Source organism: Variovorax sp. P2_H12 (assembly GCF_056403395.1).
The window spans coordinates 1-15130 of the sequence record NZ_JBFUFO010000076.1; the positions used below are offsets into that span (position 1 = coordinate 1).

The window sequence follows — 15130 nt, forward strand, 5'->3', positions numbered from 1 at the left end:
TCCGAGGGTGCGAGCTTCGTGTTCGCGCGCCACAACGTGAACCTCAGCGCCGATCAGATTGCTTCAGCCGGCAAGATGGTCGCGCCGGGCGACTACCGCAACAGCGAGTTCTGCGGGGCCTGTTTCGATCCGGCGGGCAAGGTGCTGTTCGTGAACGTGCAGTCGCCCGGTATCACGTTCGCGATCTGGGGGCCTTGGGCACGCGGCCCACTTTGATGGCAGGACGGCGTTGGCAGACACGGCCGCTGGCAGGCAATGTGCACATGGGCCATTCACTCGTGGCCGGGCTGCGCAACCCCAGGCGATGGCAGAAAAGGCTGCGTCGCGTCACGCTCCGCCAGACTTTCGAGAATGGCAGCCTGGCGCAGGTGGTAAAGCACCTTTCGCAGAATGGGCTCGGCTTCGTGCTGCAGGAAGTCGTTGGCCTTCGGATCCTTGCGGTACATGCGAAGGACCGTCACAGCCTGCATCGCCTTTTGCCGCCCTCTCAGTCCATGCGATTGCGCAAGTTTTCGCAGCTCCTTTTTCACGCCAGTCCCATGACGCGGTCTTCAGGAACTGTCATGGCGAGGCGAAACGGCGTGCGACCACATCGAACTGGTATTCCTCTTCTCTCGTCCCTCAAGCCGGTAGCCAAACATTGAATCGTCGTGGGTAGTGAGAAAATCGTGACTTTTGCCGAATCCAGTGTAGTTCAAAAGTTCATAGATCAATCTCTGAAACTCCGATTCGCGCCATGCGTTGGCCCGGGGCACCCGCCGCGCCTCCGACCCCTCACGTCCTTCAGCCCTGCTCTGGGCGGGCTCGCGCACTTTGCTTGAGATCGACAGGTGCAAAGTACCTAGTCCGGAATTTTTCTTTTGATGGTTCTCCACTAGCATTCGGCGCCTTCGCGCATGGGTCCGGAGCAGAAGCTGCCAGCGAGATCCACTGCCTCTTCCCCACCTACCTCGTCTCATCCTGATGTTTCGTTCATTGCCCAAGTAGGACATGCTGAATGCCACCAACCGCATCGTTGAAGAACGCGCCCACATCCCGGTGCAGCGAGCTTCGGCTGAGGCCGCTGCGGCCTGAGCGTTGGCGCTTCCCGCTCTGATTCGCCTAGAGCGGACAGGCCGATCAGTTCCAGCCGCACTGTCACGCTTGAGCCCCTAGCCGGCGCGGCACACGCAGCACTTCTCATATTCATTGCATGCACACACCCATCGGCCCAAATGCGGCTTGGCAGCAGCGCAGCCTGCGCAGCGTCTGGCACCCGTGCACACAGATGCAGCGCGCCACAGCGGTCCCGCCACTGCCGATCGCGCGCGGCGAGGGCCCATGGCTCATCGACCACGAAGGCCATCGCTACTTCGACGCCACCAGCTCGTGGTGGGTCAATCTGTTCGGCCATGCCGATGCGCGCATCAACGCAGCCTTGAAGGACCAGCTCGACCGCCTGCCGCACGTGATGCTGGCCGGCTGCACCCACGCACCGGCGGTGGAGCTGGCCGAGCGGCTGTCGGCCCTCACCGGTGGCGTGCTCGGCCATTGCTTCTTCGCCAGCGACGGCGCCTCGGCGGTCGAGATCGCGCTCAAGATGAGTTTCCACCACTGGCGCAACCTCGGGCGTCCGGAGAAGCGGGAGTTCGTCTGTTTGCGGCACGGCTACCACGGCGAGACGCTCGGCGCCCTGGCGGTCACCGACGTGGCGGTGTTCCGCGACGCCTACGATCCGCTGCTCATGCGTGCCCACCAGGTGATGTCGCCCGACGCACGCCAGGCCGGGCCCGGCGAGACCGCGGTGGACGTGGCCGCGCGTGCCGCCGCCGGGCTGGAGGCACTGTTCGAAGCGCGCCATGCGCACATCGCCGCGCTGATCATCGAACCGCTGGTACAGGGCGCCGCCGGCATGGCGATGCACGATGCGGCCTACCTGCGTACGGTGCGCGCGCTGTGCGACCGCTACGAGGTGAGCCTGATCGCCGACGAGATCGCAGTGGGCTGCGGACGTACCGGCACCTTCTTCGCCTGCGAGCAGGCCGGGATCTGGCCGGACTTCGTCTGCCTTTCCAAGGGCATCAGCGGCGGCACGCTGCCACTGTCGCTGGTGATGACGCGCGACGAGATCTACGAGGCCTTCCTCGATGACGACGTTGCGCGCGGTTTCCTGCATTCGCACTCCTACACCGGCAATGCGCTGGCCTGCCGGGCGGCGCTGGCGGTGCTCGACCGCTTCGAAGAGGACGACGTCCTGCAGCGCAACCGGCAGCGCGCTGCGGCATTGACATCGGCGCTCTCGCCCTTGCGGAACGACCCGCGCGTCGAGCACTTCCGCCAGCGCGGGATGATCTGGGCGTTCGATGTGCGGGAGACCTTCGTCGGTGAGCGCTTTGCCGAACGCTTCCACCTCGCCGGCCGCGCGCGCGAACTGCTGATCCGACCGATCGGCCGTACCGTCTACCTGATGCCGCCCTATGTGCTGGACGACGAACTGGCAGCCTGGCTCGCGCAACGCGTGATGGCAACGCTGGACGCCACGGCCGACATCGAGAACGCCCATGCTGATCGAACACCTGAACCACCAACTGCGTGAGCGCGACGCCCAGGCGCTGCGAAGGCAGCGCCGCACGACCGAGTCGCCGTGTGCGCCGCACCAGCGGGTGTCCGGGCGCGACATGCTGGCCTTCTGCAGCAACGACTACCTGGGGCTGGCGAACCATCCGGCCCTGATCGAGGCGCTGTCCGAAGGTGCGCGCCGCCATGGCGCCGGCAGCGGCGCGTCGCATCTGATCAGCGGCCATTCGCGTGCCCATGTGCTGCTCGAGGACGAGCTCGCGCGGTGGATGTCCCCCTGCATCCCGGAGGCGCGCGCGCTGAGCTTCTGCACCGGCTACATGGCCAACCTGGCGCTGCTGACCGCGTTGGGCGATGCCAGCGCGACGATCTTCGCCGACAAGCTCAACCACGCATCGCTGGTCGACGGCGCGCTGCTGGCCAAGGCGCCGCTGCAGCGCTACCCGCACGGCCGGCTCGATGTGCTGGCGAGCCATCTCGGGCGATGCAGCACACCGATCAAGTTGATCGTGACCGACGCCGTCTTCAGCATGGACGGCGACCTGGCCGACCTGCCGGCCCTTCTGACGCTGGCCGAGGCGCACGATGCCTGGCTGGTCATTGACGATGCGCATGGCTTCGGCGTGCTGGGCCCGCGCGGCAGCGGCAGCCTGTCGCACTTCGGCCTGCGCAGCGAGCGCCTCATCTGCATGGGCACACTGGGCAAGGCCGTAGGCCTGGGCGGAGCCTTCGTGGCCGCCCACCCGAGCGTGATCGACTGGCTGGTGCAATCGGCGCGCAGCTACATCTACACCACGGCGGCACCACCGGCGATCGCGCATGCCGTGCTCGCCAGCCTGCGCCTGATCGCCGGCGACGAGGGCGACGCGCGGCGGGCCCGATTGGCGCAATCGATCGCCATGCTGCGCAACGGCCTCTCGACATTGACGCAGGAGTACCCCGGTCTCGGCTGGCGCCTGGCCGATTCCGCCACGGCGATCCAGCCGATGATCGTCGGCGACAACGCTGCGGCGCTGAACCTGGCGGCAGCGCTCGACGCCCAGGGCCTGTGGGTGCCGGCGGTCCGCCCGCCGACGGTGCCAGTGGGCACCGCACGGCTGCGCATCACGCTGAGCGCCGCGCACACGCCAAAAGATGTGCAGGCGCTCCTCGATGGCTTGGCGCGGGCCGCCGGGACGCTGCGATGAGTTCCGCTGCGATGCGTGGTTGCTTTGTCACCGGCACCGACACCGAGGTCGGCAAGACGCGTATCAGCGCAGCGTTGCTGCACTGGCTCGGCGAGCAGGGCCGGCGTTGCGCCGGCTACAAGCCGGTGGCGGCCGGCACCGAGGTGATCGATGGCGAGGACGTCAACGAGGATGTGCGCGCGCTGCGCAATGTGAGCTCGGTGGCGTTGGCCGATGCCGAGGTCGGGCCGTTCCAGTTCGAGGCTGCCTGCGCACCGCACATCGCGGCGGCGCTCGAGGGCCGCACCATCGAGCGCGCCGCCCTGCTGCAGGGCGCCCTGGCGCTCGCGACGCGCGCCGAGTATCTGATCGCCGAGGGCGTTGGCGGATTTCGTGTGCCGCTCGGGCCGGACTTCGACAGCGCCGACTTCGCCATGGACCTGGGCTTGCCGGTCGTGCTGGTGGTCGGGTTGCGGCTCGGCTGCATCAACCATGCACTGCTGAGTGCCGAGGCGATTTGTGCGCGCGGTCTGCGATTGGCTGGCTGGGTCGCGAACACCGTCGATCCGGCGATGCTGCATCGCGACGACAACCTCGCCACCCTTGGCCATGAACTGCGGCGGCACTGGCAGGCGCCTTGCCTCGGCGTGGTTCCCCGGCTGGCCAGCCCTGACCCTGCGGCAGTTTCGGCCCACCTCGACGATGCCGCGCTGCGGGCGCTCTTCGGCTTTTGAGACAAGCCCTCTTTGACGCGAAAAACAACCCACGATCTGGAATCCACATGACGACGAACACCATTTCTCTCTCCGCGCTGCGCCCTGCGCCTTCTCGCATCCCGACGCAGGCCGAAGCGCGCTGGCGCGTCGCAGAGGTAGAGGCGCTGTTCGCGCTGCCATTCATGGACCTGCTGTTTCGCGCTCAACAGGTTCATCGCGAGCATTTCGATGCCAATGAAGTGCAGTTGTCCACGCTGCTGTCGATCAAGACGGGTGGCTGCGCGGAAGATTGCGGCTACTGCCCGCAGTCCGCGCACTTCGACACCGGCGTCGAGGCGAGCAAGCTGATGCCGCTGCAGGAAGTCGTCGAAGCAGCACAGGCGGCCAAAGCCCAAGGCGCCACGCGCTTCTGCATGGGCGCGGCCTGGCGCAGCCCCAAGGCGCGCGACATGGAGCGCGTGACCGACATGGTGCGCGAGGTGCGCGCGCTGGGCCTGGAGACCTGCATGACGCTCGGCATGCTCGAAGCGGAGCAGGCCCGGGCCCTGAAGGATGCGGGGCTGGACTACTACAACCACAACCTGGACAGCGCTCCCGAGTTCTACGGCAACATCATCGGCACCCGCACCTACCAGGACCGGCTCGATACGCTGGCCCACGTGCGCGACGCCGGCATCCATGTCTGCTGCGGCGGCATCGTGGGCATGGGCGAGAGCCGCGCCCAGCGCGCCGGGCTGATCGCGCAACTGGCCAACCTCGAGCCCTATCCCGAGTCGGTGCCGATCAACAACCTGGTGCAGGTCGCCGGCACGCCGCTGGCCGGCACCGAGCCGCTCGACCCCTTCGAGTTCGTGCGCACCATCGCGGTGGCGCGCATCACGATGCCGACGACCATGGTGCGGCTGTCGGCCGGGCGCGAGCAGATGGACGAGGCGCTGCAGGCGCTGTGCTTTGCCGCCGGCGCCAATTCGATCTTCTACGGCGACAAACTGCTGACCACGAGCAATCCGCAGGCCGAACGCGACCGGGCGCTGTTCCAGCGGCTGGGGTTGAGAGCGCAGAGCAAGCAATGAGTGCAGTGTTGGCGCCGCCGCCGCGCCCGCTCGGTCGCGCGATCATCGACGCGGCGTTCCGCGCCGACCCCTATCCGACCTACGCCGCGCTGCGCGAGGCCGGGCCGATCCACTGGAGCGACGAGTTCTTCGGCGGTGCGTGGCTGCTGACCCGCCATGCCGACGTCGAGGCGGTGCTCCGCGATGCCGTGCGGTTCTCGGCGCAGCGCACTGGCGGCTGGGTGATGCAAAGCCCGGCCGCTCGCAGCGAGCTGAGGGATTTCCAGCAGCTCTTCGCGCGGGCGATGCTGTTTGTCGATGCCCCGGATCACACGCGCATCCGCGGTGTGCTCAACGCAGGCTTCCGCAGCGACGTTCTGCAACAGTTCGCGCCGGCCATCGAGCGGCGCGTCGACGCCCTGCTCGACGCGGTGGATGCCGGCGAGGGCTTCGACTTCATGCAGGCGCTGGCGCGGCCGCTGCCGGCCGAGGTGATGGCGATGCTGATGGACATCCCCGCGGCCGATCGCGGCGACTTCATCGCCTGGTCCGACGATCTGGCGACCTTCATCGGTGCACCCGTACCGACGCTCGAGCAGGCACGGCGCGCACGCACCAGCCTGCTGACGATGACCGGCTACTTCGAACAGCTCGTGCCGCAGCGCCGCCGCTCCCCGGGCGACGACCTCGTGAGCCGGCTGCTGCGGGCCGAGGCGGCGGGCGACATCCAGCCCGGTGCCGAGCTGCTCGCCCAATGCGCGATGCTGCTGTTCGCCGGCCACGAGACCACGCGCAACTTGCTGGGCAACGGCCTGCAGGCACTCCTCGCCGATCCTGGCCAGTGGCAACGCCTCCGGCACGACCCGGCCTTGCTGCCGGGCGCAGTGCGCGAACTGCTTCGCTTCGACAGCCCGGTGCAGTACACCGGCCGCCGCGTGGCGGCCGATCTGGTGCTGCACGGTCGGCAGCTGCGCCGCGGCGACCTGGTGGTCGCGCTCATCGCCTCTGCCAACCGCGATCCGGCGCGCTACGCAGAGGCCGATCGGCTGGACATCGCGCGCCGCCCCGGCGGCTTGCTGTCGTTCGGCGCCGGGCCGCATGTGTGCATCGGCGCCAGCCTGACGCTGATGGAGGCTCAGATCGTCTTCGATCGCCTGCTGCATCGGTTCCCGCATCTGCGCCTGGTCGACGCCCAGCCGCGCTGGAGCGGCAATGCGGTGTACCGAGGGCTCAGCGCGCTGCCGGTGCGTCAGTTTCCGGCCGCCGGTCTGCGCATCAGCATGCCGCGCCGATAGGTCTCGGCAATGAGCATGCGCGGGCCCTCGGGTGTCACGATGCAGTACGTGCGCGACGCTTCGGTGTCAGGGAGCCCACCGGCCGCGCCCCAGAGCCGTTCGCACAGCACCGGCGACGCATCGAGGAACGAGCGGCGCACCCACAGGCGCGACAGAAGATGACCGATCGGCATCGCGCCAGCCTCGAGGTCGCGCTGCACATCCCCCGGCAGGCCCTCGAGTGCGATGTACGACAGGTTGTCCATCATCACCTGGCCATGCGCGGCGAGGCAGGTGATCCGCTCGATGAAGCTCGCGCCCGGAAGCGCTGCACGCACTTCGGCGGGCACCGCCTGCACGATCCGTTGCTCCAGCACATGCAGTGAAACCGGACCGCCGGCGATGGTTTCGCACAGACGGGTGGTCGATCCGTCCTGCGCCAGCAGCAGCCGCAGCACCTCGCGGGCGTGCGCTGCCCGCGCGGGCGAATCCGATGGAAGGTGAAAGCGTTGACGCTCAAGCGCCTGATATTTGAATGAAGACATGATCGAAATTCAAGTGACGATTCGCCCCGTGGCCCTGCCGGACGGTCCGCGTGGCACGATGGCGCGGCTGCGCGGCGACGGACGTTTCGCGCTGCTCGAAAGCGCGCTGCCCATGCCGCGCCAGGCCCAGTGGTCCTACATTGCCGGACCGGCATTGGCCACACTGTACACAGACGAAACCACGACCCGGCTCGAACGGGACGGCCGCGAGATCGCGTCCTGGGCCGATCCCTTCGAAGCGCTCGCAGCGGTCGCCGCGGGGCGGCCTGACAGCGTCCGCTTCCAGGGCGACTGTCCCGAGGGCATGGACTTCGTCGGTGGCTGGGTGGGCGTGCTGGGCTACGACCTCGCCCGCCATGTCGAACGCCTGCCTGAACAGGCACTGCACGATCCGGTGCTGCCCCGGCAATGGTGGATGGCGGTGGACCAGGTGCTGGGCTTTCACCATCCGAGCGGGCAGTGGTGGGAAGCCACCGTCCGCGGCCCTTCGGAGCAATGGCCCTGGACCCGCACCGATCGGGCCGAAGCCTGGCGCCGCACTGTGGAGCGTGCTTGCGGCCCGCTGCCTGAACGCGGGCACTGGCACGCAGGTCCGCGCAACCTGGGAACGTCACGCGCCCAGTTCGAGAGCGGCGTCCAATCCATCCAGAAGGCCATCGTCCGCGGCGATGTGCTTCAGGTCAACCTGACGCGACGAGAAGATCGGGCCTTCGAGGGCGACACCTGGGCCCTCTACGAAGATCTTGTGTCTGCGCATCCGGCGCCCTTCGCCGCCTACCTCGAAGGGCCGGGCTTCACGATCGCAAGTTGCTCGCCCGAGCGATTCCTTCATCGCAGGGGCAACCGGCTCGAGGCGCGTCCGATCAAGGGTACTGCAGCACGCGGCATCGACGAAGCCGAGGATGCCGCGCGACGCCGGCATCTGGCGGCGAGCGTCAAGGACCGCGCGGAAAACGTGATGATCGTCGACCTGATGCGCAACGACCTTGGGCGCGTGGCGGTGGTCGGCAGCGTTCAAGTGCCCGAGCTGTTCGCACTGGAATCCTACGCCAGCGTGTGGCAGATGGTGTCGACCGTGCGTGCTCGAATTCGCCCGGACCGCGGCATTGCGCAACTGCTGCGCGCCTGCTGGCCGCCGGGTTCGATGACCGGTGCGCCCAAGGTCAAGGCGATGCAGATCATCGAGGAACTCGAACCCGTGCGCCGCGGATGGTATGCCGGCTCGGTGGGCTATCTGGATTGCCGCGGCAACATGGACCTGTCGGTCGTCATCCGCACGGCGATCGTTGCCGACGGGCGAGTGATGGTGCAACTGGGCGGCGGCATCGTTGCGGACTCCGAGCCCGCGGCCGAGTGGGCGGAGACGGTGGCGAAGGGACTTCGCATCGTCGAGACACTGGAGCGGGGGTCGAATGCCGCACGTTCAGGATGAGCGCCACATCGCAGAACGACGTTTGTGTACGCTGGCGATGCAACAGCGGGGCACATCGTGGCTCAGCGCGCCGCCGGTGCGCCTGTCGACTTGCGCACCACCAGCTCCGGCCTCAACACCACGGTCGACGCTGACATCGCGCGCCCGTCGATCTCCTCGAACAGCATCTCGGCCGAGCGCCAGCCGAGTTCGCGATGGGGCAGGCGGATCGTGGTGAGCGGCGGATCGACCATGTCCACGAGCGGCATGTCGTTGTGGCCGGTGATCGAGATGTCCTGCGGCACGCGCAGGCCGGCATCGCGAAGCGCGTCGTAGGCGCCCAGCGCCACGAGATCGTTGCAGCAGACCACCGCCTGCGGCGCGGCGCCGGCCGCGAGCAACTGCTTCATCGCCATCGCGCCCGCCTCGCGGCTGTAGCTCGCGCACTCGACCATGCGCAACGGCTTCATGCGGTGATCGCGCAAGGCCTGCTCCACGCCCAGCCAGCGGCCCACACCGGTAGGAATGGTCTGCGGTCCCGCGAGATGCGCGATGCGCTTGTGGCCCAGGCCGACGAGGTGGTCGACCGCGAGCTTCATCGCGAGCCGGTCATCGCTGACCACGGCCGGCAGGCGGCCGGTTTCATCGGCGCGGTTGACCAGCACCGCCCTCATGCCTGCCTTGGCGATGAAGTCGACCAACGGGTCGTCGCGCGTGGCGGTGGCCAGGATCACGCCATCGACGCGCTGCGCCAGCATGCGCTCCAGCACCGGCCGCGCGAGCGCGGGGTCCACCACGTTGGTGACGAAGACGAAATAGCCGTGCGCGGCCGCGCTGGCCTCGATGCCCTGGAGGATCGGCGGGAACACGGCATTGGTGATGTCGGGCACCAGCACGCCGATGGTGTGGGTGCGGCCCGTGCGCAAGGCCGAGGCCGCGCGGTTGGGCCTGTAGCCCAGGCGCTGCGCCGCCTCCTCGACCACACGCAGCACCTCGTCGCTGATCAATGAACGCTTCTCGGGGCTGAGCGCGCGCGAGACGGTCGACACATGAACGCCGGCCGCGCGGGCAACGTCGCGGATGGTGACGGGGGTGGAAGTCGGGTTGGTGCTCATTGATGCAAACGATTGTCATGCAGGCGGACGACCCTTGTTCGTCAATCGCCCTCCTTGAACGTCGGAAATCCTCCATTTTACTTTTTGGTGATTTGGACTAATATAGTGCAAACGATTGCAAGGATCTCAACGTGAACATCGCCACCTCCCCCGATTCGGTGCTGGGCTTCGCGCTCGACGCCATGAAAGAAACGCCCGACCCGCGACTGCGCACCGTGATGGATGCACTCACCCGCCACCTGCATGCCTTCGTCCAGGAAGTGAAGCTGACCGAGGAGGAGTTCGAGCGAGCGCTCGAATTCATCGTCGCCATCGGCCACGCCACCGGCGAGACCAAGAACGAGGTGGTGCTCGCGGCCGACATCCTCGGCGTGTCCACCGTGGTGGCGCTGCAGAACAACCAGGACCCGCACGGCGAATCGCCGGCCGCGCTGCTCGGCCCTTTCTGGCGCGCCAACTCGCCGGACTGCGCCCGGGGCGACAACATCGCGCGCTCGGGCACGCCGGGCACGCCGCTCGACGTGACGGGGACCGTGCGCGACGGCAAGGGCCACCCGGTCGCCGGCGCCACGGTCGACGTCTGGCAGGCCTCGCCCGTGGGCCTCTACGAAAACCAGGACCCGACGCAGGTCGACATGAACCTGCGCGGCCGTTTCACCACCGACGCCGAAGGGCGCTTTCATTTCCGCAGCGTGCGGCCGGCCGGCTACCCGGTGCCGACCGACGGCCCCTGCGGCGTGCTGCTGCGCGCGCAGCAGCGCCATCCGAACCGGCCCGCGCACCTGCACTTCATGGTGAGCAAGCCGGGCCACAAGGTGCTGATCACGCAGGTGTTCGCCGATGACGACGAGAACCTGGAAAGCGATCCGACCTTCGGCGTGACGCGCCAGCTGATCGGCTGCTTCGCGCTGGCGCCCGACGGCAAGACCGCCACGCTGCAGTACGACTTCCAGCTCGAGCCCGGAGAGATGAAGTTCCCCCGGCCACCGATTCCCTGATTGCCTGATTCCACAACCTCCCCTCTTCCCATGAGCTTCGATCCTGTTTCCAGACTCGACGGCAAGATCGCCGTCATCACCGGTGGCCTCGGCGCCATCGGCTACGCCACCGCCACGCGGCTGGCCGCGCTCGGCGCCACCTGCGTGCTGCTGCACCGTGGCGCAGACGATGCTGCCGCCCGGGCCGGCGCCCTGCCCGCCGCCCACGGACAGCGGCATGGCGCGATCCGCGCCGACATCGTCGACACGCCCAGCCTGCAGCGGGCCGCCGCCGAGGTGCAGGCCGCCCATGGCCGCTGCGACATCCTGGTCAACAGCGCCGGCCACACACAGCCGGTGCCGGCCGCCGACCTCGACGCGCTCACCGACGAGCTGATCGACGATCTGCTGCGCGCCAACTTCCGCGGCGTGTTCGCGACCATCCGCGCCTTCGCGCCGATGCTCAAGGCCAGCGGCGACGGGCTGGTGGTCAACGTCTCGTCGATCGCCGGCTTCACCGGCGTCGGCAGCAACCTGGCCTATGTCGCGGCGAAGGCCGGCCTCGACGTCGTCGGCGACGCGCTGGCCAAGGCGCTCGCGCCCGCGGTGCGCGTGGTCTCGGTGTCGCCGGGTGCGGTCGAGTCCGGTTTCGTGCCGGGCCGTGGTGCCGAGTTTGCCGACAAGATGGCCGCCACCACACCGCTGGGCCGCATCGGCCGGCCCGACGACGTTGCCGCCACCGTCGAAGCGCTGGCGACCACGCTGCGCTTCGTGACCGGCACCCGCATCGTGGTCGATGGAGGGCGGCACCTGTGAGCACCAAGACCTTGATCACCTGCGCGGTCACCGGCAACCTCGTGAAACCCGAACAGACGCCGCACCTGCCGATCACGCCGGTGCAGATCGCCGACGAATGCCTGGCCGCGGCCGAGGCCGGCGCGGCGCAGGTGCACATCCATGTACGCCATCCGGAGACCGGCAAGCCCTCGATGGAAGTCGACCTCTACCGCGAAGTGGTCGACCGCATCCGCCGGCAGAACCGCGAACTCATCATCAACCTCACGACCGGCCCGGGCGGCCGCTTCATCCCGAGCGAGGACGACCCGAAGGTCGCCGCACCCGGCAGCACCCTCCTGCCGCCCGAGAAGCGGGTCGAGCACATCGCGCTGATCAGGCCCGACGTCTGCTCGCTGGACCTCAACACGATGAATTCCGGGCCCGACGTGGTGATGAACACGCCGAAGAACGTTCGCCGCATGGCCCGCGTGATCCGCGACGCGGGCGTCAAGCCCGAACTGGAGATCTTCGATTCGGGCGACATCCATCTGGCGCTCGACCTGATCGCCGACGGGACACTCGACGGCCCCGCCATGTGGACCTTCGTGCTCGGCGTGAAGTACGGCTTCGCGCCGACGCCGGAGACGCTGCTCTACGCCCGCAACCTGCTGCCGCGCGGCGCCTTCTGGAGCGCCTTCGGCATCGGCCGCGCGGAGTTCCCGATCGTCGCCCAGGCCTGGCTGCTGGGCGGCCATGTGCGCGTGGGCATGGAGGACAACATCTACCTCGAGAAGGGGGTGCTGGCCCAGAGCAACGCACAGCTCGTGGCCAAGGCGCGCGACATCCTGCGCAGTCTGGGCGGCGAAGTGGCCAACCCGCGCGAAGCGCGCGCCCTGCTGGGCCTGCCCGACACCAGCGCCGCGCAAGGAGCAGCACGATGAGCATCGCAGCCATGCATGCGACCCACACGTCGCGCGCACTGCGCGTGAACGAGAAGGCCGCCAACCTCGACGCACTGCGGCTCGAAGCCGCGCCGCAGCCGGAGCCGGCACCGCCGCCCGGTCATGCCGTGGTGCGCATCGCCGCCGCCGCGGTGAACCCGAGCGACGTGAAGGCGACGCTGGGCATCATGCCCCAGGCCGTCTGGCCGCGCACCCCGGGCCGCGACTTCGCGGGCACCGTGGTGAGCGGGCCCGCCGAATGGATCGGCCGCGAGGTCTACGGTTCCGGCGGCGACATCGGCATCACGCGCGACGGTTCGCATGCGCGCTACCTGGTGCTGCCCGAAGCCGCGCTGCGCGCCAAGCCCCAGGGCATCTCGATGGACGAGGCCGGCGCGGTGGGCGTGCCCTTCGTCACCGCCTACGAGGGTTTTCGCCGCAGCGGCATGCCGCAGGCCGGCCAGACGGTGCTGGTGCTCGGCGCCAACGGCAAGGTCGGGCAGGCGGCGGTGCAGCTCGCGGCGCAGGCCGGCGCGCGGGTGATCGCGGTGCAACGCAGCGCCGGGCCCTTCGAGGGCTTCGCGAGCGCTCCGGTCGACGTGCTCGATGCGTCCCGTCACGCCGACGTTGGCGCACAGGTGCGCGAACTCACCGACGGGCGCGGCGCCCATATCGTCTACAACACCGTGGGCAGCGTCTACTTCGAGGCGGCCAACAAGGCGATGGCCAAGGGCGCGACGCAGATCTTCATCGCCACGCACGACCGCGCGGTGCCGTTCGACATCTTCGCGTTCTATCGCGGCATGCACACCTTCGTGGGCATCGATTCGCTGGCGATGGACTGTGTCGCCTCCACCGCGCAGCTCGACGCGATGCGCGAGGGCTTCGAGCGCGGGACGTTGAAGCCCTTTCCCGTGGCACGCCACTTCGCGCTCGACGAAGCCATCGACGCCTACCGGCTGGTGCTCTCCGGCAGCACCGACCGCGTCGTGCTGCGTCCCTGAACCCGCAAGGAACACACGCCATGCACGTGACCCGTTTCAACGAAGCGCCCCGCTACGAGGCGCCCAATCACTTCGACATGCGCTGCCTGCGCCTGCAGGGCAAGGAAGCCGGCCCCTCCACGCAGATGTGGATGGGCATGAGCCAGATCCTGCCCGGCGGCCACACCGGGCTCGACGGCTCGCCGATGGAAAAGCTCTACCTCGTGCTCGAAGGCCAGCTGCATATCGTCGGCGAGCTCGACGACGCGCATCAGGAAGACGTGCTCCAGCCCTACGACAGCTGCCGTTTCGCGCCTGGCGAAAAACGCCAGCTTGAAAACCGCAGCAACCGGCCCGTCCTGGTCGCGCTGGTGATGTCCAACGCGCCACCGGCCTGACGGCGTACATCGATTTCGACCCAACGGAGACAAGACGCATGAAAAGAGCATTCCAATCGAGCCGCCGGCACGCGCTGGCGATGGCCGCCGCACTCGCGGCCTGCACGCTGACCGGCGCCCACGCGCAGGGCCCATGGCCGGGCTCGCAGCCGATCAGGCTGATCGTGCCCTTTACCGCGGGCAGCGGCACCGACATCGTCGCGCGGCTGGTGGCCGAGAAGCTCGGTCCGGCGCTTGGCACCAGTGTGATCGTCGACAACAAGCCCGGCGCAGGCGGCACGCTGGGCGCGGCCATCGCCGCCAAGGCGCCGGCCGACGGCTACACGCTGCTGGTGCATTCGGCCGGGCATCTCGTGAATCCGTGGATCTACAAGGCCTTGTCGTACGACACGATCAAGGACTTCACCGGCGTGACGCCGATGGCCAGCCTGCCCAACGTGCTGGTCACCGCGCCCTCGCACTTCGCGGACGTGAAGGACCTCGTGACCAAGGCAAAGGCCAAACCCGGCAGCTTCAACTACGGCTCCGCGGGCAACGGTTCGGCCACGCACATGAATGCCGAGGTGTTCCGGCTCGCGGCCAACGTCGATGCGCAGCACGTGCCCTTTCGCGGGACGCCCGAGGCCATGACCGAGGTGATGGCCGGGCGCGTGGACTGGTTCTTCGCGCCGATGGTGTCGGCGCTGCCGCTCATCAAGAGCGGCAAGCTGCAGGCGCTGGCCGTGGGAACTGCCAAACGCTCGTCGGCCCTTCCCGACGCCCCCACCACGGTGGAGGCCGGCGTGCCGGGGTCGGCGTACCTGTTCTGGGTCGGTCTCTTCGCTCCCGGCAAGACGCCTCAACCCGTGGTGGAGCGACTGCAGGCCGAAGTCGCGAAGATCATGGTGTCGCCCGAGTTGATGGAACGGCTGGAGAAACTCGGCGCCGAGCCGTTCACCATGTCGTCGGCGCAGTTCAACAAGTTCATCGTTGACGAAACCGCCAAGGCGCAGCAGGTGGTCAAGGCCGCGAGCATCAAGGTGGACTGACGACACCACACCTTTCAGGTGGCGCCTTGCGGTTAAGAAGGCGGCCTAGGGAGATGCTGATCAATGAACAGCGCCGTCGGATCTGAGGGCATCACGACGCGATGCGGTCGTGACTGTGGTCGACTTCGCGCCGTGAGGTCTGCCCACCAGGCGTTTTGCGCCTCTTGCGAGGCCACTTTCGGTGCTCAAGA

16 protein-coding genes are annotated in these 15130 nt (G+C 68.2%); 13 read left to right on the plus strand and 3 right to left on the minus strand.

What is annotated here, in order from left to right; all coding sequences use genetic code 11:
- On the plus strand, positions 1 to 216 hold a 216-nt coding region (locus tag AC1DYK_RS34435; protein WP_478170371.1), incomplete at its 5' end, for an alkaline phosphatase PhoX.
- 56 nt (positions 217 to 272) lie between these two features.
- On the opposite strand, the gene AC1DYK_RS34440 is transcribed toward AC1DYK_RS34435, so the two are convergent.
- Entirely contained in the window at positions 273 to 530 is a 258-nt protein-coding gene (locus tag AC1DYK_RS34440; protein ID WP_478085331.1) for a hypothetical protein, read from the minus strand.
- Positions 531 to 1192: 662 nt separating this feature from the next.
- Here AC1DYK_RS34440 and bioA point away from each other — a divergent pair.
- From bioA to AC1DYK_RS34465, 5 genes are read left to right on the plus strand one after another with little or no spacing between them, the layout of a single operon-like run.
- The gene (gene bioA / locus AC1DYK_RS34445; protein ID WP_478170372.1) at positions 1193 to 2575 is read left to right on the plus strand and encodes an adenosylmethionine--8-amino-7-oxononanoate transaminase; all 1383 of its coding nucleotides are present in this window, start codon (positions 1193 to 1195) and stop codon (positions 2573 to 2575) included.
- Positions 2541 to 3743 (plus strand): 8-amino-7-oxononanoate synthase, encoded by a 1203-nt coding sequence (gene bioF / locus AC1DYK_RS34450; RefSeq protein ID WP_478170373.1) that lies wholly within the window; start codon positions 2541 to 2543, stop codon positions 3741 to 3743. The genes bioA and bioF overlap by 35 nt, the downstream gene beginning before the upstream one ends.
- Positions 3740 to 4456, plus strand: coding sequence for a dethiobiotin synthase (gene bioD / locus AC1DYK_RS34455; protein ID WP_478170374.1), 717 nt, complete (start codon positions 3740 to 3742; stop codon positions 4454 to 4456). Before bioF ends, bioD begins: the two co-directional genes overlap by 4 nt.
- 47 nt (positions 4457 to 4503) lie before the next feature.
- Complete coding sequence (bioB, locus tag AC1DYK_RS34460; protein WP_478170375.1) at positions 4504 to 5511, plus strand: biotin synthase BioB; 1008 nt, start codon at positions 4504 to 4506, stop codon at positions 5509 to 5511.
- On the plus strand, positions 5508 to 6785 hold the full coding sequence (locus AC1DYK_RS34465) for a cytochrome P450 (RefSeq protein ID WP_478170376.1): 1278 nt from the start codon (positions 5508 to 5510) through the stop codon (positions 6783 to 6785). The genes bioB and AC1DYK_RS34465 overlap by 4 nt, the downstream gene beginning before the upstream one ends.
- On the opposite strand, the gene AC1DYK_RS34470 is transcribed toward AC1DYK_RS34465, so the two are convergent.
- A complete protein-coding gene (locus AC1DYK_RS34470) occupies positions 6740 to 7222 on the minus strand; it encodes a chorismate--pyruvate lyase family protein (RefSeq protein ID WP_478170377.1) in 483 nt (160 codons plus the stop codon). The two genes, AC1DYK_RS34465 and AC1DYK_RS34470, sit on opposite strands and share 46 nt — an antisense overlap.
- An 85-nt stretch (positions 7223 to 7307) precedes the next feature.
- Here AC1DYK_RS34470 and pabB point away from each other — a divergent pair, with 85 nt between their 5' ends.
- Positions 7308 to 8741 carry an aminodeoxychorismate synthase component I gene (pabB, locus tag AC1DYK_RS34475; RefSeq protein WP_478170378.1) on the plus strand — a complete coding sequence of 478 codons (1434 nt, stop codon included), beginning with the start codon at positions 7308 to 7310 and terminating at the stop codon, positions 8739 to 8741.
- Between the two features lie 62 nt (positions 8742 to 8803).
- Here the strand turns inward: pabB and AC1DYK_RS34480 are convergent, their stop codons facing one another.
- Positions 8804 to 9835: a LacI family DNA-binding transcriptional regulator gene (locus tag AC1DYK_RS34480; RefSeq protein ID WP_478170379.1), complete on the minus strand. Its 1032-nt coding sequence runs from the start codon at positions 9833 to 9835 to the stop codon at positions 8804 to 8806.
- 131 nt (positions 9836 to 9966) lie between these two features.
- On the opposite strand from AC1DYK_RS34480, the gene AC1DYK_RS34485 reads away from it, so the two are divergent.
- The 6 genes from AC1DYK_RS34485 to AC1DYK_RS34510 are packed head-to-tail and all read left to right on the plus strand — an operon-like array spanning position 9967 to position 14939.
- The gene (locus AC1DYK_RS34485; RefSeq protein WP_478170380.1) at positions 9967 to 10833 is read left to right on the plus strand and encodes a dioxygenase family protein; all 867 of its coding nucleotides are present in this window, start codon (positions 9967 to 9969) and stop codon (positions 10831 to 10833) included.
- Between the two features lie 30 nt (positions 10834 to 10863).
- Positions 10864 to 11628 carry an SDR family NAD(P)-dependent oxidoreductase gene (locus AC1DYK_RS34490; RefSeq protein ID WP_478170381.1) on the plus strand — a complete coding sequence of 255 codons (765 nt, stop codon included), beginning with the start codon at positions 10864 to 10866 and terminating at the stop codon, positions 11626 to 11628.
- Positions 11625 to 12530, plus strand: coding sequence for a beta-keto acid cleavage family enzyme (locus tag AC1DYK_RS34495; protein WP_478170382.1), 906 nt, complete (start codon positions 11625 to 11627; stop codon positions 12528 to 12530). Before AC1DYK_RS34490 ends, AC1DYK_RS34495 begins: the two co-directional genes overlap by 4 nt.
- Complete coding sequence (locus tag AC1DYK_RS34500) at positions 12527 to 13534, plus strand: quinone oxidoreductase family protein (RefSeq protein ID WP_478170383.1); 1008 nt, start codon at positions 12527 to 12529, stop codon at positions 13532 to 13534. Before AC1DYK_RS34495 ends, AC1DYK_RS34500 begins: the two co-directional genes overlap by 4 nt.
- Positions 13535 to 13554: 20 nt before the next feature.
- Positions 13555 to 13911 carry a cupin domain-containing protein gene (locus AC1DYK_RS34505; protein WP_478170384.1) on the plus strand — a complete coding sequence of 119 codons (357 nt, stop codon included), beginning with the start codon at positions 13555 to 13557 and terminating at the stop codon, positions 13909 to 13911.
- A 38-nt stretch (positions 13912 to 13949) separates the two neighbouring features.
- Positions 13950 to 14939 carry a Bug family tripartite tricarboxylate transporter substrate binding protein gene (locus AC1DYK_RS34510; protein WP_478085281.1) on the plus strand — a complete coding sequence of 330 codons (990 nt, stop codon included), beginning with the start codon at positions 13950 to 13952 and terminating at the stop codon, positions 14937 to 14939.
- The last annotated feature ends 191 nt before the right edge of the window (positions 14940 to 15130 follow it).